General features: G+C 53.2%; 15 protein-coding genes and 1 tRNA gene. 13 read left to right on the forward strand and 3 right to left on the reverse strand.

Features of this window, described 5'->3' with window-relative positions:
• The 3 genes from GAP13_RS11205 to GAP13_RS11215 form a co-directional block, all read left to right on the forward strand.
• Positions 1-401: carbohydrate ABC transporter permease (locus tag GAP13_RS11205; RefSeq protein ID WP_158908411.1), on the forward strand; the 401-nt coding region annotated here is incomplete at its 5' end.
• Positions 402-420: 19 nt separating this feature from the next.
• Entirely contained in the window at positions 421-1,401 is a 981-nt protein-coding gene (locus tag GAP13_RS11210) for an amidohydrolase family protein (RefSeq protein WP_158908412.1), read from the forward strand.
• Positions 1,402-1,413: 12 nt separating this feature from the next.
• The gene (locus GAP13_RS11215) at positions 1,414-2,868 is read left to right on the forward strand and encodes a lyase family protein (RefSeq protein ID WP_158908413.1); all 1,455 of its coding nucleotides are present in this window, start codon (positions 1,414-1,416) and stop codon (positions 2,866-2,868) included.
• A gap of 11 nt (positions 2,869-2,879) precedes the next feature.
• Here the strand turns inward: GAP13_RS11215 and GAP13_RS11220 are convergent.
• Both GAP13_RS11220 and GAP13_RS11225 read right to left on the reverse strand, forming a co-directional pair.
• Positions 2,880-2,965 (reverse strand) — tRNA-Leu (locus tag GAP13_RS11220).
• A gap of 194 nt (positions 2,966-3,159) precedes the next feature.
• On the reverse strand, positions 3,160-3,978 hold the full coding sequence (locus tag GAP13_RS11225; protein ID WP_158908414.1) for an HAD family hydrolase: 819 nt from the start codon (positions 3,976-3,978) through the stop codon (positions 3,160-3,162).
• A gap of 119 nt (positions 3,979-4,097) precedes the next feature.
• Between GAP13_RS11225 and GAP13_RS11230 the strand changes: the two genes are divergently transcribed.
• From GAP13_RS11230 to GAP13_RS11270, 9 genes are all read left to right on the forward strand, one after another.
• Complete coding sequence (locus GAP13_RS11230) at positions 4,098-5,381, forward strand: extracellular solute-binding protein (RefSeq protein WP_158908415.1); 1,284 nt, start codon at positions 4,098-4,100, stop codon at positions 5,379-5,381.
• Positions 5,356-6,297 carry a carbohydrate ABC transporter permease gene (locus GAP13_RS11235; protein WP_158908416.1) on the forward strand — a complete coding sequence of 314 codons (942 nt, stop codon included), beginning with the start codon at positions 5,356-5,358 and terminating at the stop codon, positions 6,295-6,297. Before GAP13_RS11230 ends, GAP13_RS11235 begins: the two co-directional genes overlap by 26 nt.
• A complete protein-coding gene (locus tag GAP13_RS11240; protein ID WP_222126210.1) occupies positions 6,294-7,142 on the forward strand; it encodes a carbohydrate ABC transporter permease in 849 nt (282 codons plus the stop codon). The genes GAP13_RS11235 and GAP13_RS11240 overlap by 4 nt, the downstream gene beginning before the upstream one ends.
• 45 nt (positions 7,143-7,187) lie before the next feature.
• Complete coding sequence (locus GAP13_RS11245) at positions 7,188-9,245, forward strand: alpha-glucosidase (protein ID WP_158908417.1); 2,058 nt, start codon at positions 7,188-7,190, stop codon at positions 9,243-9,245.
• 66 nt (positions 9,246-9,311) lie between these two features.
• The gene (locus tag GAP13_RS11250) at positions 9,312-10,511 is read left to right on the forward strand and encodes an N-acetylglucosamine-6-phosphate deacetylase (protein WP_158908418.1); all 1,200 of its coding nucleotides are present in this window, start codon (positions 9,312-9,314) and stop codon (positions 10,509-10,511) included.
• A 34-nt stretch (positions 10,512-10,545) separates the two neighbouring features.
• Entirely contained in the window at positions 10,546-11,670 is a 1,125-nt protein-coding gene (alr, locus tag GAP13_RS11255; RefSeq protein WP_158908419.1) for an alanine racemase, read from the forward strand.
• A gap of 86 nt (positions 11,671-11,756) precedes the next feature.
• A complete protein-coding gene (gene dapF / locus GAP13_RS11260) occupies positions 11,757-12,680 on the forward strand; it encodes a diaminopimelate epimerase (protein ID WP_158908420.1) in 924 nt (307 codons plus the stop codon).
• Complete coding sequence (locus GAP13_RS11265; RefSeq protein ID WP_222126211.1) at positions 12,667-13,902, forward strand: M20 metallopeptidase family protein; 1,236 nt, start codon at positions 12,667-12,669, stop codon at positions 13,900-13,902. The genes dapF and GAP13_RS11265 overlap by 14 nt, the downstream gene beginning before the upstream one ends.
• Positions 13,903-14,080: 178 nt before the next feature.
• Complete coding sequence (locus GAP13_RS11270; protein ID WP_158908422.1) at positions 14,081-14,260, forward strand: hypothetical protein; 180 nt, start codon at positions 14,081-14,083, stop codon at positions 14,258-14,260.
• 75 nt (positions 14,261-14,335) lie between these two features.
• Here the strand turns inward: GAP13_RS11270 and GAP13_RS11275 are convergent, their stop codons facing one another.
• Positions 14,336-15,070, reverse strand: a complete 735-nt coding sequence (locus tag GAP13_RS11275) for a gamma-glutamyl-gamma-aminobutyrate hydrolase family protein (protein WP_158908423.1) — start codon at positions 15,068-15,070, stop codon at positions 14,336-14,338.
• A gap of 94 nt (positions 15,071-15,164) precedes the next feature.
• Here GAP13_RS11275 and lysA point away from each other — a divergent pair, with 94 nt between their 5' ends.
• Complete coding sequence (gene lysA / locus GAP13_RS11280) at positions 15,165-16,484, forward strand: diaminopimelate decarboxylase (RefSeq protein WP_158908424.1); 1,320 nt, start codon at positions 15,165-15,167, stop codon at positions 16,482-16,484.
• Positions 16,485-16,664 lie beyond the last annotated feature (180 nt).

Consider the following 16,664-nt stretch of genomic DNA (forward strand, 5'->3'; position numbering starts at 1 on the left):
ACATCCTTCGCTCCTTTCAGGGAGCAAGGATACTCACTTTCTTAAGCCCTGGCGGACGGGGAGAAATTTGCGGTTACGATGCTGCACGAGTGGATGGCCTCGGAGAATTGCGCATATTTATTACGGTGGTATTGCCGCTTGTCGCACCAGCGCTGGCCACGCTTGCAATATTCAATTTCATAGGGAACTGGAATGCATTTCTGTGGCCGCTCATTGCTGCGTCCAAGCCGAGAATGTTCACGCTGCCAGTTGGTTTGGCAAACTTCTCTGGGGAAGCAGGTAGCGATTGGCACTATATTATGACTGGAGCTGCAGTAGCTATGGCGCCCCTGATTTTCGTATTTCTTATCTTCCAGAAGCAGATAGTCAAAGGAATCGCGATGACAGGCCTCAAAGGATAGGCAGTTCCAAGGAGAGAAAATGCGCGTTATTGATTCTCATGTTCATTTTCCTGAAAATTGGATTATCGATAATGGCGATCCCTTTGAGGTGAGCGCACCGGGGAAAGGAACAGGCTATACCTCGGGAAGGACAAAATCGAGCCCGAGTGACGCTGCGAAGCCCGCTGCAAATAAGCATGCGCAATGGATGGAGAACGAAAAAGCGCGCTGGGAATCCGCCTGGCAGTTTCCGGCGCCCGAAGAGATTTCTCTCGAAGAAGGAGAGAAGCGTTGGTCAAATGAGTGTTCCCGATATGATTTTCTCAAGGCGGTTGTATTCGTTACTGCGGGATCAAACCAATTTGCCTCCGAGCTGGTTGCGAGGCACCCGAATCAATTTCGCGCTTACGCACACCATGATCCGATGCTGTCAGATGCAGCTGAACGTCTTGAAAAGGCTTTGACTGAGCAACATTTGTGTGGATACAAAATTCTCGGTCCAAAAGTGGACACTCCCCTCTCAGATAAGCGCTTCGATCCGATTTGGGAAGTAGCGCAATCTCATGAAATTCCGGTGCTTATTCATTTTGGCATCATGGGTGCAGCGGGGGGAATCGCATCGCATGTGAATATCAATCCTCTGGCGATTCATGATGTTGCAAAGCGCTTTCCGGATATGCCAATTATTGTGCCGCATTTCGGCACAGGCTATCTTTTTGAAACGCTGAATTTGTGCTGGGCTTGCCCGAATGTCTATATCGATACTTCAGGTTCGAACCAATGGATGCGCTGGATGCCATTTGATGTAACGCTGGAATCTCTTTTTCGGAAATTCCATGAGACAATCGGTGCTTCGCGCATAATTTTCGGAACGGATTCTTCGTGGTTTCCCCGAGGTTTTACGATCGACTATCTGAAAGCACAGAATAGGGCCATGTCCGATGTAGGTTACAGCGAAGACGAGAAAGATATGGTTTTATATCGCAATATTGTGTATTTATTGAAAATGGAACACTTATAAAGGCACCCTTGTATGGCAGATAAGAAATTTTCACAGGTCTATGTCGAAAATGTTCTCGATCCTGCGTATAGAAACTGGAAGGCCAATTTTTATGCCGCATCCTTGAAAGTCCATAAAGCGCATCTTTGCATGCTCTATGAAACAGGCATCATTTCCAAAGATAAAGCAAAAGAAATTGCAGGAGGGATTGCATATCTCGAGCATGAATTCTCTGCCCCCGGACATATACCAGAAGGTGTCGAAGATTTGTATTTCCTTTTTGAAAAAGCACTTGGCCAGCAAATTGGCGATGAAAATGCCGCATGGCTCCATACAGCACGCAGTCGCAATGATATGGATACAACTATTTTTCGACTGGTGCTTCGTGAAGAACTTGCAGTTCTTATAGAGAGACTCCAGGTATTTTCCAAGGCCTTGCTCGCGCGCTGCTTGCAAGGCGAAAATGAATTGACAGTTCTCTTTACTCATGGCCAACCAGCCAATCCTTCGACAACTGCGCACTATCTTTCGTCTTTCCTGATGGAAACGATAGGGGATATGAAATGGATTGTCCAAGCTCTTGCAGATGTCAATCAGTCGACCATGGGCGCATGCGCGATTACGGGATCCGGGTTCCCTGTCGATAGGCAGTATGTGTCGGATTTGCTTGGTTTTGAAAATTATATTCCAAATACGTACCAGGCAGTTTCAACGTCTCACTGGCTAGTGAATGCTGCATCCACAATAAGAAACTTGATGATCGATATAGGCAGGTTTGCAGCTGATCTGCTGCATAAGGCTTCATCTGAAGTCGGGCTCTATCGATTCCCGGATGACCTAGTTCAGGTTTCCTCGATAATGCCGCAAAAAAGAAATCCTGTAATCCTTGAGCATATCCGGATCCAGGCAGAAATGGTTGCTGGAGCATGCGATGCTGTTGCTCATTCCTTTCTCAATGTTCCATATCAGGATGTCAATGAAAATGCGGACATGATCATCAGCAAGTTGATCGAAACAATACATGAAAGCACATCGGTTATCGATCTCTTGCAAGAATCCGTGCTCAAAATGAAGAGCGATCCTGCAAGGGCAAGGGAGATATGCCGGCAATTCGGCGTTACGACAACTGAGCTTGCTGATTCATTAGTGAGAATCTATGGCATAGGATTCAGAAAAGCGCATCATATTTGTGCGGAATATGTCGCAAGCGGATATGACATCCAGACGCTCAGAGATAGTTTCTTCAAAGAGACAATGCAGGCGCTGGATCTTTCGAATAGTCGCATTGAGGAAATACTGGATCTGGGGACGTTCATACAAGTCCGCAAAACACCAGGCGGGCCCTCACACGAAGGGATAAAAGCAGTCTATGCCAGAGCTGAAGAAATGCTGGGGGATATGGAGAAAAATATAATTTCAGTAAAAAGCAAATGGCATCGTGCGGATGATGCATTGGAGGAAGCCTTTAAAGCATTGATTGCCGGGTGAAGCAAATATCTTGCCGGGGACCGGTCTCGAACCGGCACGCCGCGTGAGCAGCAAGGGATTTTAAGTCCCTGGTGTCTACCAATTCCACCACCCCGGCATTTCGAAACATGATTTTAGCTGCCGAGCGCACAGGCGTCAAGGATACGCAATATTCTAAAAGATGAGCAAAATGCGGCGCGCCCGGAGCAGCTCAATTCCGCGCGGGACTGATCATGCCCACCATCAGGCGCCGTGCACAGAACAGCCCAATTCCGCGCGGGGCTGCATTGCATCACAATGGATCAAGTTGCATCAAATCCCGAAAAGCCGCTCGAGAAAGCGCGCAACGCCATCTTCATCGACTGATTCAGTCACATGCGGCACTTCAGCCTGAATCGAAGCATGCGCGTTGCCCATTGCGACGCCGACTCCCACAGCTTTGAGCATTTCAAGATCATTCTCCGCATCGCCAAAGGCAATCGTCTCTTCCATGGTGCCGCCGAAATACTCAAGGCATTCTTCGAGTCCCCGGCGCTTGCTGACCCCGCCAGCCATGATTTCCAGCATGGTGCTGTGCGAAAATACTGTCTCGAGCAGGCGGCTTGCTTTTTGCGCAATTTTTTCCCGAATGGCGAGGAGTTCCTCATGCGGACCTATGGCCAGAAACTTCAGTATATCCTCTCCTGAAAGCGAATCGAAGCTTCTCTGGATTCCCTTCATTCCGGAACGCTGTTCATAGAATGCAACCATATCCGAATACCGCTCATAGATCCAATTATCACCGATATAGCAACATACAAGCGCAGAATGCCGCCTGCTCGCATCGATCAGCGCGGGCATGGCCTCCGCAGGAATATGGTGAGAAGCGATACGCACGCCGTTTGGCCCATAGATGTCAGCACCATTCGTGCAGACGAATCCATCGGGTTCGAATGCTCCTTGAAGGAACTCATGGGCGGATGCGTAGATCCTGCCTGTTGCGATGATGAGCTTTTTGCCCTTATTCTGCAGGGCCCGCAGCGTCTGGGCGACATGCGCGGAAAGCTGATACCCGTCGTCGAGGATGGTCCCATCCATGTCCATCGCAATAAACCGGAGTCGGGAAGGGTCTGGTGTGTCATGTTCAATCATGCTTCGATAGTAAACGAAAACAGCGTTTTGGTCATTATGAAAATTGCAAATTCTTTCTTGACAGAGTGCGCTCCTCATGATTTACTTTCATTGGGAAAATAAAACCCAAGGAGGCCTCGATGAAAAAGGCATTGATAGTTTTGGTATTCGCTCTTGCATTTGCGAGTATGGTTTCAGCCCAGACCATTAACGTGCTGTTCTGGGATGATGCCTATCCCCGCACTCTAATGGAAAGGATTCCCGAGTTCGAGAAAGCGACGGGCATCAAGGTGAACATTGAAATACTGCAACCGCCGCAGGTGTTCACCAAGACTTCGGTTAGCGTCAGCAAGGATCGCACGGATTATGACCTTGTGTGCGTTGACGAAGGCAATATTCCTCTGTTTGCCTCGCTCATGCTGCCATACGATCAGTGGGCGCCTGGCAAGGTATTCAAGAAAGTCGATCCGAACACCGTAACACCGGCTATGCTCGATGTCGCGCAATGGGATGGCAAGCTCATCGGCCTTCCCATTAACGGCAACCTGTATGTATGGATGACCCGCAAGGATCTCATCGAAAACCCGAAATACAAAGCCGATTTCAAAGCGAAATATGGCTATGACCTTGGCGTGCCGCAGACCTTCCAGCAGATGCTCGACGAGGGCACGTATTTCTACGAAAACGGCATTGTATCCGGCGGATTCGGACCATTCAACGGCGGCCCAGCTGGAGTATTCGGCGAAGCGATTTTCATGTGGGAATCCTATGGCACGCACTTCATCGAATGGGTCAAGGGCAAACCAACGCTCGTCGTCGACAAGGCAAAAGCGGTCCAGGGCATGGAGTTCTACAAGAAACTCATGAAGATTTCCCCCAAGGGCGCTGAAACCATGGCACACGTTGAGCGGCAGGCAGCATTCGCCGCGGACCCCAAAGGTGTGTTTACGCAGTTTATATGGCCGGCCCAGATCGCAAGCTATGAGGACCCGGACAAATCCCTCGTAGCCGGGAAAATCGTCTACAGCGCGCCGCCTGCCGGCCCAGCCGGAAGATTTGCAATCCGCGGCACATGGGCGGTCAATATTCCTCTAGCCTCGAAAAATAAAGATGCAGCAGCCGAGTTCGTATACTGGTGGGCTTCGAAAGATATTGCAACCTGGCTTGTCGAGAAAAACACGGTTCCAGCACGCACCGATGCACTGACCGATCCGCGTTTTGCGAAGACAAAACCATGGCTCGCCGCAATTGCAGACTCGATGAAATATGCTGCGGCCCGTCCCCGCTTCAATGAAGTGGCTCAAGTTCAGGATATTGTAAAGAAATACTGGATCATGGGAATCACCGGGCAGATGCCCTGTGATGATGCAATGCAGAAAATTATCGATGAGACAAAAGATGTTCTCAAGAAAGCCGGCTACTGAGCTTCCCCGGGCTCAAGGGCAGGCAGGAAAGGCGCGCGGGCGCGCGCCTTTCCTGTTTCTGGCTCCCGCAATTATTGTCGTTTTTGCAGTACTCATCTTTCCGATCATTTTTTCGCTCTTTGTTTCGACCTATAATTGGCCGCTCTCGCAAGGGGCGGGCGTGCGGCACTTCGTCGGTTTGGGCAATTATGCTGCGCTCACGCAGGACCCTGAATTCTGGAACAGCCTCAAGCTGCAGCTCGGCTTTATTTTTATCGCAATACCAATTGAGCTCTTGTTCGGGTTCGCTGCGGCACTCCTTTTGAACAGGGAATTCTTTGGCGCGAGGGTGGTGCGCAGTCTGCTGCTTCTGCCTGTCTTTTTTTTGCCGATTCTGTCGGGCATGACATGGCGATTCATGTTGCAGCCGCGCTATGGGCCGCTTAACGCGCTGCTGCTCAAGTTGGGCGCTCCTGAAATCACGTGGCTTGGCAATCCCGCGACAGCATATGCGGCCATCATTGTGCAGGATATCTGGCGCATGTGGCCATTCATGTTCATGCTTCTCTACGCAGCTCTCACCTCGATTCCCCAGGAGCTTATGGAAGCTGCCGAAATCGACGGAGCTGGCTTCTGGCTCAAGTTGCGTTCCCTGACAATTCCTCTCTTGACTCCGACAATTCTCACCGCGGTGCTCCTGCGCATTATTGATGCGCTCCGCGTTTTCAGCGAAGTGTATGTGATGACCGAGGGCGGCCCCGGTTCCGCGACCATGCTGTTCTCGCTCTATACCCAAAGGCAGGCTTTCGGCTACCAGAAGGTCGGTATGGCGAGCGCTATGGCCATATTCCTTCTTGTCATTTCGATCGTGTTCGCTCTGACATTGGTGCGCAAGAACATGTCGCTCGATGTCCTCGAAGAAAAGGCGGGTGCATGATGAAAAGTTTGCTGAAAAAACGAACACGAAAAATTATCTTGAACACAATTATTGCGATTGTGGCTTTTCTGGTGCTCGCAATTGAGCTCTACCCGATCGTAATTACGGTAATAAATGGCTTCAGGCGTGATATCAATATCCTTTCGGGGCAGCCTTTCCAGCTCAAGCAGCTTACGCTGCGCAGCTATGAGCTTGTGCTCAAGAATGCCGGATTCCGGCTTGGCATGCAAAACTCGATTATCGTAGGCCTTTTGTCGACAGCCATTTCGGTGCTGATCGGCGCGATGGCCTCGTATGGTATTGCTCGATTCCATTTCAAAGGGCGCAACGGGCTTGCTTACAGCTTTCTTGTCTTCCGAATGCTGCCGCAGATTTCGCTTGTCATATCGCTGTATCTCATGTTTTCGGCTGTGGGTTTGAGGGATACAATCAGTGGTATCACACTGGCGCATACGAGTTTCAATGTGCCATATGTCATCTGGCTCTTGCTGCCATTTTTTACCGCAGTGGACAAGGCATACGAGGAAGCGGCGATGGTGGATGGCTGCACGCGGCAAGGAGTATTCTTCAAGATTTTTCTGCCGATTGTGGCGCCTGGGCTTGTGGTCGCAGCTGTTTTTGCGTTTCTGAATTCGTGGAACGAGTTCATGTATGCGCTCATTTTGACAGGTGTCAAAGCAAAGACAGCGCCAATAGCGATAAACGGGCTGTTGGGCGGCGAAACGTTGACCTGGGGGCAGGCGTGTGCGGCGGGAACAATTATGCTGGTGCCCGTGTTCATCTTTACACTCGGCATGCAGAAATTCCTCATCAGGGGAATAACTACTGGCGGCGTGAAGGGTTGAAATCGGGCTGGCACAAGGTTCGCAGCACTAAGTAAGGAATGATGCATGCCGATAGAAAGAATTTCATTTGTGAAGCGCAGCGATGGATTTTCGCTCTATGCGGATGAGCGCCTCGTACTTTCTCATTCCGAATCAGCCCCTTTTTTGTTCATGGGGAGGGGTGAAGCGCGGATTGCGATGCACCACGGCAATTTCGATATCGAGGATGAGATTCGCGAACTCTATCCGCTTGCTCAGTGGGATCTCGATGCAGATGGCGAGCTGGTCCGTCTCTGGTCCGAAGGCGGACGATGGGCGGTTACCATACGCCCGGAAATTGTCGAAGGCAGGCTTGTGGTTCATATTTCGCGGGCAGGAATTGTGGCGCGCGATTCCCTTTTCGAAGGCGAAGTTCGCGTACGCCTTTCCTTGCCAGCCCGGCCGGCAGAACACGTGTACGGCTGCGGCGAACAATTCTCGTATTTCGACCTGCGCGGACGCAAATTTCCAATCTGGACAAGCGAGCAGGGTGTGGGGCGCAACAAGTCCACGCGCGTAACCCTCGAGGCGGATCTGGCCGACCATGCGGGCGGCGATTACTGGTGGACGTTTTTCCCGCAACCGACTTTCGTGTCGTCGGATCGCTACTGGGTGCACATGGACAGCTCGGCATATTCAGTTTTCGATTTCAGGCGCGGAACAGCCCATGAGGTTCTTTGCTGGGAGCTGCCGGCGGCGCTTGTGTTCGGGCAAGCGGAAAGCATGCCGGCGGTGCTCGAGGATCTTACCGAGTATTTCGGGCGCCAGCTGCTTCTGCCAGAATGGGTTTATAAAGGAGTGATTCTCGGTATCCAAGGCGGCACCGAGGTGTGTCAGAAAAAGCTTGATAAAGCTCGGGCTGCCGGCGTCCCTGTAGCAGGCATATGGGCCCAGGACTGGGAGGGGATCAACATCACGAGTTTTGGCCAGCGGCTTCGGTGGAACTGGGTCTGGAACCCCGAGCGTTATCCGAGCCTCGATGCAGCTATTAAAGCGTGGCGAACCGAAGGCGTACGCTTTCTCGTCTACGCCAACTGCTATGTCGGTAAAGGCTGGTCGCTCTGCGAAGAAGCTGCCGCCAAGGGATATCTTGTTAAAAATGCCCAGGGTGAAGATTATTATGTCGATTTCGGTGAATTCGATGCCGGCATCGTCGACCTGACCAATCCCGAAGCCTTCTATTGGTATGCCCAGGCGCTGGCGCGTCATATTATCGAGTTTGGTGCAAGCGGATGGATGGCTGATTTCGGCGAATATTTGCCTACCGATGCAGTGCTCTTTGACGGCACGCCCGCGCTGCTTGCACATAACCTCTGGCCAGCGCTATGGGCACGCTGCAACAACGAAGCAGTGCGCCTTGCGGGAGCTGAGGGCGAAGTGCTCTATTTCATGCGAGCAGGATTTACTGGCAGTCAGCGATGGTGCCCTATGATGTGGGCTGGGGATCAGAATGTCGACTGGTCGAACGATGACGGGCTGCCAAGCGCGGTTCGCGCTGCCCTCGGCCTGGCCATGTCCGGCCATGGATTGCATCACAGCGATATCGGCGGCTACACCACGCTCTTCGGCATGCGGCGAACAAAAGAGCTTTTTATGCGTTGGGCGGAACAAGCTGCATTCAGCCCATTAATGCGCACGCACGAAGGCAACCGGCCTGCGGAAAACTGGCAATTCGATTCCGACGAGGAGACGCTCGCCCATCTAGCTAGAATGGGGCGTGTTCATGTGCTTCTTGCCGATTATCTGAAAGCGTGCGTGGCCGAAAATGCTGCTCGCGGCATGCCAGTGATGCGGCCGCTGTTCCTTCATTATCCCGAAGATGAGCAAGCCTGGACTATCGATAATGAATACCTTTTTGGTGCTGATCTTCTTGTTGCGCCGGTCATAGTCGAAGGAGCGCGAGAGCGTACTGTCCATTTCCCTGGGGATGTGTGGCTTGATTTCTGGACGGGCGAGCCAATATGGGAATCCCGGCTCGCCGGCGATCTCATTGTCAAAGCGCCTATGGGGAAGCCTCCGGTATTTGTGCGCGCAGATTCCCCGTGGAAGGATCTCCTTCGTAGTGTTTCCAACCTTGTGCCATGATACAACTCCGATAATTCGAAGAGCCATGCTTTACATTCACACCACATCCCGCCACAATACTGCATAATGGCAGATTCCCATACACACGAGACCTACATCATCGAAGGTGCAGACCTGGTATTGCCCGATTGCATTTTGCCACATGCTGCCCTTGCGGTGCGGGAAGGAAAAATCGCTCATATTCAAGCCAGCGGGCGGTCAGCCGATATCGCTAAAAAGGATTCGGCCTTTTCAGGGGCTCCTGTTCTTCATATGCCCGATTCGTACGTTATGCCCGCCCTTGTCGAGATGCACATCCATGGCTGCGGCGAGTGGGGCTTCGAGAAGCTCGCAGGCCCGACCGACCTTGTCAGCGCTGCCGCATTTCTTGAACAAAAAGGCGTAGGCTGTTTTGTCCCTACGCTGCTGTGGGATGAAGAGACTGTTGCAAACCTTGCGCTCGCTATTGAAAGATGTGGCCTTCCTGAATATACGCTTCCCGGCCTCTACCTCGAAGGACCTTTTGTCAACAAAGCGCGGCGCGGCGGTATCCATCCCGAGCGCATCCATGCTCCTGAACCTGATTTTGTGCGCAAGATTGTTGAAGCTGCCGGCGGACACCTGAAAATCGTCACGCTTGCCCCGGAACTCGATGGCATCGAAGCAGTATATCGAATATTCCAAGAAGCAGGTGCGCTCGTCTCGCTCGGCCATTCCGATGCCAGGCTGCCCGCCGCCAAGCTTCCAGCCCATCCCTATTCCATCACGCACCTTTTCAATGCGATGAGCGGAGTCGACCACAAGGAAGGCGGCCTTGCGAACCTGGCATTTTCAGGAGATCCTGATTTTGTTGAACTGAATGGCGATGGGATACACGTGAATGCGACCTGCCTCAGGCTTGCTGCCCGCGCAGTTTCTGCAGATTCGCTTGTGCTCATTTCCGATGCAGTGATCAGCGCCGGGATGGTACATGGGAGCTATCGCTATTATGGACATGAGGTAATCTCTTCCGAGCGCGGCGTGCGATATGCCGACACCGATGTGCTTATGGGCTCGAACAGGCTTGGCATAGATATTGTGCGGAATTTTGTCGAGCAAGCGCAGGTGCCGCTCTGGCAGGCTGTTCGCGCGATGTCCCTGACGCCGAGAAAAGCCCTTGGGCAGGCGGAGGAATATGGCTCTCTGGAAGTCGGCAAATTCGCCGATATCTTTTTATGGGACAAGGATCTTGAGATACCAGTCCGCCCCGAAACCCTTCTTGCCCGGACAGACTTACGCGCCGAGTGATCGCATGATAGAAATAGAGAAAGGATAACGACGAATGGATCATCGTGGCACGACCGCGTGGATAGACCTTGCAGCGATTCGCTCGAATTACCGCCAGCTTGTCAAGCTTGCAGGTGGAAGCGCTGTCTGTCCAGTCATAAAGGCCGATGCGTATGGGCATGGAGCGCTCGCTGTTGCCCATGCGCTCGAACGCGAGGGGGCTCCCTATCTTGCGGTTGCGCTCGCCAAAGAAGCGCTGGAACTGAGAGAGTCGGGCATTCAGACACCTCTCCTTATATTTGGCGTGCCCGAACACTCATGGTCATCAATCGCCATTAGACTGGGGTGCGCCCAGACTGCCTATACCGAAGAACACGTGCGAATTCTGGCATCTGCCGCAAAAAGCCTCGGAAAGCGAGCAAAAGCCCACATAAAAATCGATACCGGCATGAACCGCCAGGGCCTTTCTTGGACCAAAGCGCGCGCTTTTGCAGGACTCCTTTCCGATTATCCAGAAATTGCGGTGGAAGGCATCTATTCCCACTTTGCCGATGCGGACAATCCGGATCCTTCCTTTACTCGGCTGCAGCTCGGCCGCTTCAACGAGGCGCTCGCGGCCTTTGCCGAGGCCGGCATAGTCCCCAAATACAGGCATATCGCGAACAGCGCCGCGCTTCTCTTTCATCCTGAAACAAGGCTCGACATGGTTCGCCCGGGTATTCTCCTTTACGGCCTCAGCCCTGCGCCGGGAATCGCATTGCCGGAAGGCTTTGCTCCCGCTATGACGCTCACCACGAGCATTGTGCATGTGCGCGAAGTTCCGGCAGGGGAGAGTATAAGCTATGGACGCACCTTCAGCACCGAGCGGCGAAGCCGCATCGGTGTTTTGCCCATTGGGTATGCGGATGGCTATCCAAGAGCGCTTTCGAACCGAGCTTCTGTGCTGGTACGGGGCATGTGCTCGCCGGTTGTGGGGCGCGTATGCATGGATATGACAATGATCGATCTTACGGGCATTCCAGGCGCCCGCGCAGGCGATGAAGTAATCGTATTTGGCGGACGGGATCTGCCTGTTTCTGAAATATCGGGCTTGCTGGGTACTATCGACTACGAAGTCGCATGTATGGTATCAAAGCGCGTGCCCCGCGTGCATTTCGACGAGCCTGCGCAGGATTCGTGAACCACACGGGCGGAGAAAGCGGCGAGCCGAGATCGAGCAGCGCCGGAATTATTTGCCGCATATGATGTTAGCAGAGGAGAGCATGAATGGTGGATCGCAGTATTCCTGAAGGCTTCCATACGCACAAATATAATGCACTTGGGAATGATTATCTCGTGATTGACCCCGCGGAATTCGATGTTTCGCTGAACGAAGAGGCAATTCGCGCGCTCTGTGATCGAAATCGCGGCGTCGGCTCCGACGGTATTCTCTATGGTCCTCTCGCATCGTTCGAAGGCGGCATATGGCGAGTTGATGGAGAAACACTAGCCGAAGCCGACAACGAATCGAGAGTGGCGCGCACAAGCCCCCCATTTTTTCTGCGCATTTTCAACCCCGACGGCTCAGAGGCTGAAAAATCGGGCAATGGCTTGAGAATATTCTCGCTCTACCTGCATGAGAGCGGCCGCGTGGGCTTCGCCCCGTTCGAAGTGCAGACAAAAGGCGGAAAAGTGGCATGCACCGTCCTTCCTGGTGAGGGGCCCGAGCGCCGCATAACCGTCGCAATGGGCGCTCCCGAAATTCTTTCTAACAGACTCACCTTTTTGATCGATGGTATCGAGTTTCGCGCTGTCAGCGTCTCCATGGGAAACCCGCATTGTGTGCTGTTGGGCTCGCGCCCCTCTCCTGAGCTTGCCCGCCGCATCGGCCCGATTATCGAGCACCATCCCGATTTCCCGAATCGTACCAATGTGCAATTTCTCGAAGTTCTCGACAGAGAAAACATACGCATCGAAATCTGGGAGAGAGGCGCAGGCTACACGCTCGCCAGCGGCTCCTCTTCATGCGCAGCAGCGGCGGCGGCGAAGCATCTCGGGCTCGTCGACGACCAAGTCGCTGTCCATATGCCCGGCGGCGTACTCGAAATCGATATGCGAGAAGAAAATATCAGAATGACGGGCCCGGCTGTCCGCACTTTTGACGCACTGCTTGCCCCGGCTCTGTATTCAGCTGCGTATGCCCGACACTGAAAAGGAATTCACTATGGAAAACCTGTTAAAAGAAGCACTTGCCATGCAGGATTGGCTCATCGATACCCGTCGGACTCTGCACCGCATCCCCGAACCTGGCAACGAAGAAATCAAAACCTCCCAGGCAATCTGCGCACAGCTCGATGCACTTGGTATTCCCTATACGCGCATTGGCACAGGCGTCGTCGGCCTTTTGGAAGGTGCACGTTCTGGCCGCTGTATTGCCCTCCGCGCTGACATGGATGCGCTCCCCATTGAAGAACCTCAGGATCGTCCCTATGCATCGCAGCACCCAGGCTATATGCACGCATGCGGGCATGATGCACATATGACCATAGCTCTTGGTGCGGCAAAACTGCTTGCCAGGCGCCGGCACGAATTTTCAGGGTCGGTCAAGTTTCTTTTTCAGCCGGCAGAGGAAACAACCGGCGGCGCCAAGCCCATGATCGAAGCCGGCTGCCTTGAAAACCCCCATGTGGATTTTGTGCTCGGCCTCCATGTCATTCCTGAACTTCCTGCTGGCCAGATCGAAGTCAAGCCCGGTCCGTTCTACGGTGCATCCGACAATCTCGAAATCAGGATAAAAGGCAAAAGTTCCCATGCAGCGTACCCCGAGCAGGGAATCGATGCGATTGTTGCGGCTTCGGCGGTTGTGCAGATGCTGCAGACCATCGTGTCGCGCTCTATTTCCGCGCTCGACAGTGCAGTCATCACAATAGGCAAAATCCAGGGCGGCACTCGCAGCAATATTATTGCCAGTGAGGTTGTGCTTACCGGCACCATCCGCACCCTTTCCGAGCAAGTGCGCAAGTTCATCGGAGCCAGCGTTGAAGAAGTCTGCGCCCACACCGCCGCGGCCTATGGCGCCTCCAGCGAAGTGCATATCAGCCCGAGCTATCCGGTGCTCGTCAACGATGAAGCTGCGACTGAGTTTGTCCGCCAGACAGCAATTCAAGTTTTGGGTGCACCGAATGTGCATCTTCGCCAGAAGCCCACCTTGGGTGTTGAGGACTTTGCCTACTATCTCAGGGAACGCCCCGGTGCATTCTGGCATCTTGGATGCGGAAAACACCCGCCTCTCGCTGCAGACTCTGTTGGCTCAATTTCTGCTGGCGCAACTGCTGCGCTCCACTCGCCCGATTTCGATATCGACGAAAGCTGTCTACCAATTGGCGTTGCGCTGCAAGCTTCAACTGCAATGAGGTGGCTTCTCGATATTTGATTATATTTTCAGCGATTATTTTTTTTAAGGCCGCAAAAATTTTCAAAAAAATCCCTTCAATGCAGGGAATATTGTCGTCAGCAGTTCGACAAGCTGGTCGATAATAATCGAGTCGAAGAATTCCGGTTTTCTAGTCAATTCCTATAACCCTGAAGAGAAAATATTATACGAGTTTGCATTGGGGTCACTCAGCACGAATTTCGAAACCCTGCAAGACATCTGGATCAGCAATGCCCAATCTGCGACGCTAAAATCCGGGCTGGAACTGCCCCTTATCATTATCCTCAGATCGAAAGATCCCAATCTGACGCAAGGCGTCTACAGCGATTTGCTTACTATCTGTATCAATCAGTTCTAGCGAATAATTCTTGGCTTTCTGTCAGCGACCACCAACTGGCTCGAAGGCGGGTCACCTATACCGATACTATCACCATTACGATCGCAAAGAGCTGAGCCTTGCTGCTGCAGCGCGTGTGAGCGCTTCGAATGGCGCCAAGAAATCGGGATACCGCATAAAAAGCCCTTCCGGGTGAAACTGCAGCGCGAGCGCAAAACGCCCGTCCTTCGCTTCCATCGCCTCGACGATTCCGTCAGAGCTTCGCGCGGTTACTGCAAAATCGCAGGCGGCCCTTTCCACAGCTTGATGATGAAAACTGTTCACCCGCAGGCGCCCTGTTCCGAAGAGCTTCGCGAGCGCGCTCTCTTTTTCGATAGCGATGTCATGGCATAACTCGTCGTGCGGAACTGCCGGATTATGCTGCAGTGCATCTGGTTTCGTCCTCTCTATATCCTGAATGAGCGTTCCGCCCCGGGCCACATTCATAAGCTGGCAGCCTCGGCAGATGCCGAGCATCGGTAGCTTTGCATCCCATGCAGCATTGCAGAGCTCGATTTCCCACTCGTCGCGGTGTGTGTCATAGCTGCCAAGTCCAGGTAATGGTTCCTGTCCGAAGTACCAGGGCGCGATATCGCCGCCGCCGGAAAAAAGAATCCCGTCGAGGCGGGGTATAATCGCGCAAGCCTGCACAGCATCCGCAACTGGCAAAATCACTGGAACGCCGCCCGCAGCTTCAATAGCGCGCACATACGATTCTTTCAGCGAAATATAGGGCGCGGGCTGGCGCGCGCGGTCCGCAAAACTGGTTATGCCGATTAAGGGTTGAGCCATGCGGGTATTGTAGCCAGAAGGCGCCGCAGGGTATAGTGGCAGCTATCCGCAGAGTTCGCAAATGCAGCGCATTTTGCACGCGAAGGGGCAGAGAATGGTAACGACACATTTCCCTGAAGGCATTGTCGCCGATGACGCACGCTGGCTGTTCGATGGCGCGGACCTGGCTGCTCTTGCAAAGGAATTCGACACGCCCCTCTATGTCATGTCCGAAGCGCTTATCCGCCAGCGCTGCGCAGAATTACGAAGTGCATTCCTTGCGCGATATCCCGGAACGCGAGCCTACTATGCGAGCAAAGCCTTCCAGACTCTCGATATGCTGCGCATTATCAAGGATGAAGGGCTTGGCGTGGATGTCGTCTCCGGCGGCGAGTTGTATGCGGCGCTCAAGGCGGGCATCCCCGCTAGCGAGATTATTTTTCATGGAAACGCAAAGACAGACGAAGAAATCAGCTATGCAGTCCAATCTGGAGTCGGGCGGCTGGTAGTCGATAACCTCGAAGAAATCTATCGTATCGAGCGCGAGGCTGCGCACGCAGGCATCGCACAGACAATTCTTTTTCGAGTCACGCCGGGCGTGGACAGCCATACGCATCGATTTATTTCTACAGGAAGCCTCGACTCGAAGTTCGGTATTCCGCTTGAGGCGTCAGAGACCGCGAGGTATGTAGCAGCGCTTCGGGAATGTCCCCATGTCGAGTTTGCGGGTCTTCATTTCCATGTGGGCTCGCAACTTATGGAGAATTCCTCGCATCTGGCTGCTTTGCGCATTGTGCTCGATTTTGCGGCGCGTCTTGTCCGCGAGTTTGGGCTTGCGGTGAAGGAACTGGACATGGGCGGCGGATTCGGAATCCGGTACTTGCCGGAAGACAATGCGCCTGCGCTCTCCGATTTCGTCGATCCGATGATTGCCCTGGTGCGGGAATGGAGCGAGCGCGAAAAGTTGCCTCTGCCTGCGTGCGCCATCGAGCCGGGGCGCTGGATTGTCGGCGAGGCGGGGCTCACCCTGTATCGAATCGTCGCGGTTAAGGAGATTCCCGGCGTGCGGGCTTATGTCGCAGTGGACGGCGGTATGGGCGACAATATCCGGCCAGCACTCTACGAGGCAAAGTACCATGCGGCAATTGTCGGCAGGGCAGACGCAGGGCTGGGAGCGGCTTCGAACCAACTGCGGCGCGTTACTATTGCGGGGCGCTACTGCGAATCGGGCGATATTCTGATTCGGGACATCGATCTGCCGGACCCGCGGCCAGGCGACATTCTTGCGGTATTCTCGACAGGCGCCTACTGCTATGCGATGGCGAGCAATTACAACCGCGCCCCGCGCCCCGCGCTCGTGATGGTCAAAAAAGGAAAGGCGCGGCTCTCGGTGCGCCGCGAGACGTACGATGATGTAATCCATCGGGAGAAATGAGAGAGGCCAGGCAGGCTTTTTCAGGCAAAAAGGTGCGCAACAGCTGGAGATAATAGAAAAATTGGCCAAAATAGAGAAACCTCTTGACATTCTTTACAAATATCCCTTCTTCCGCAGTTGAAACGCCAAAAATGAACGCAAGTTATTGCTATGGAATTAATTATGCTGTTTGGTCGGAAA

This window comes from Rectinema subterraneum, from assembly GCA_009768935.1.
GTDB classification, from domain to species: domain Bacteria; phylum Spirochaetota; class Spirochaetia; order Treponematales; family Rectinemataceae; genus Rectinema; species Rectinema subterraneum.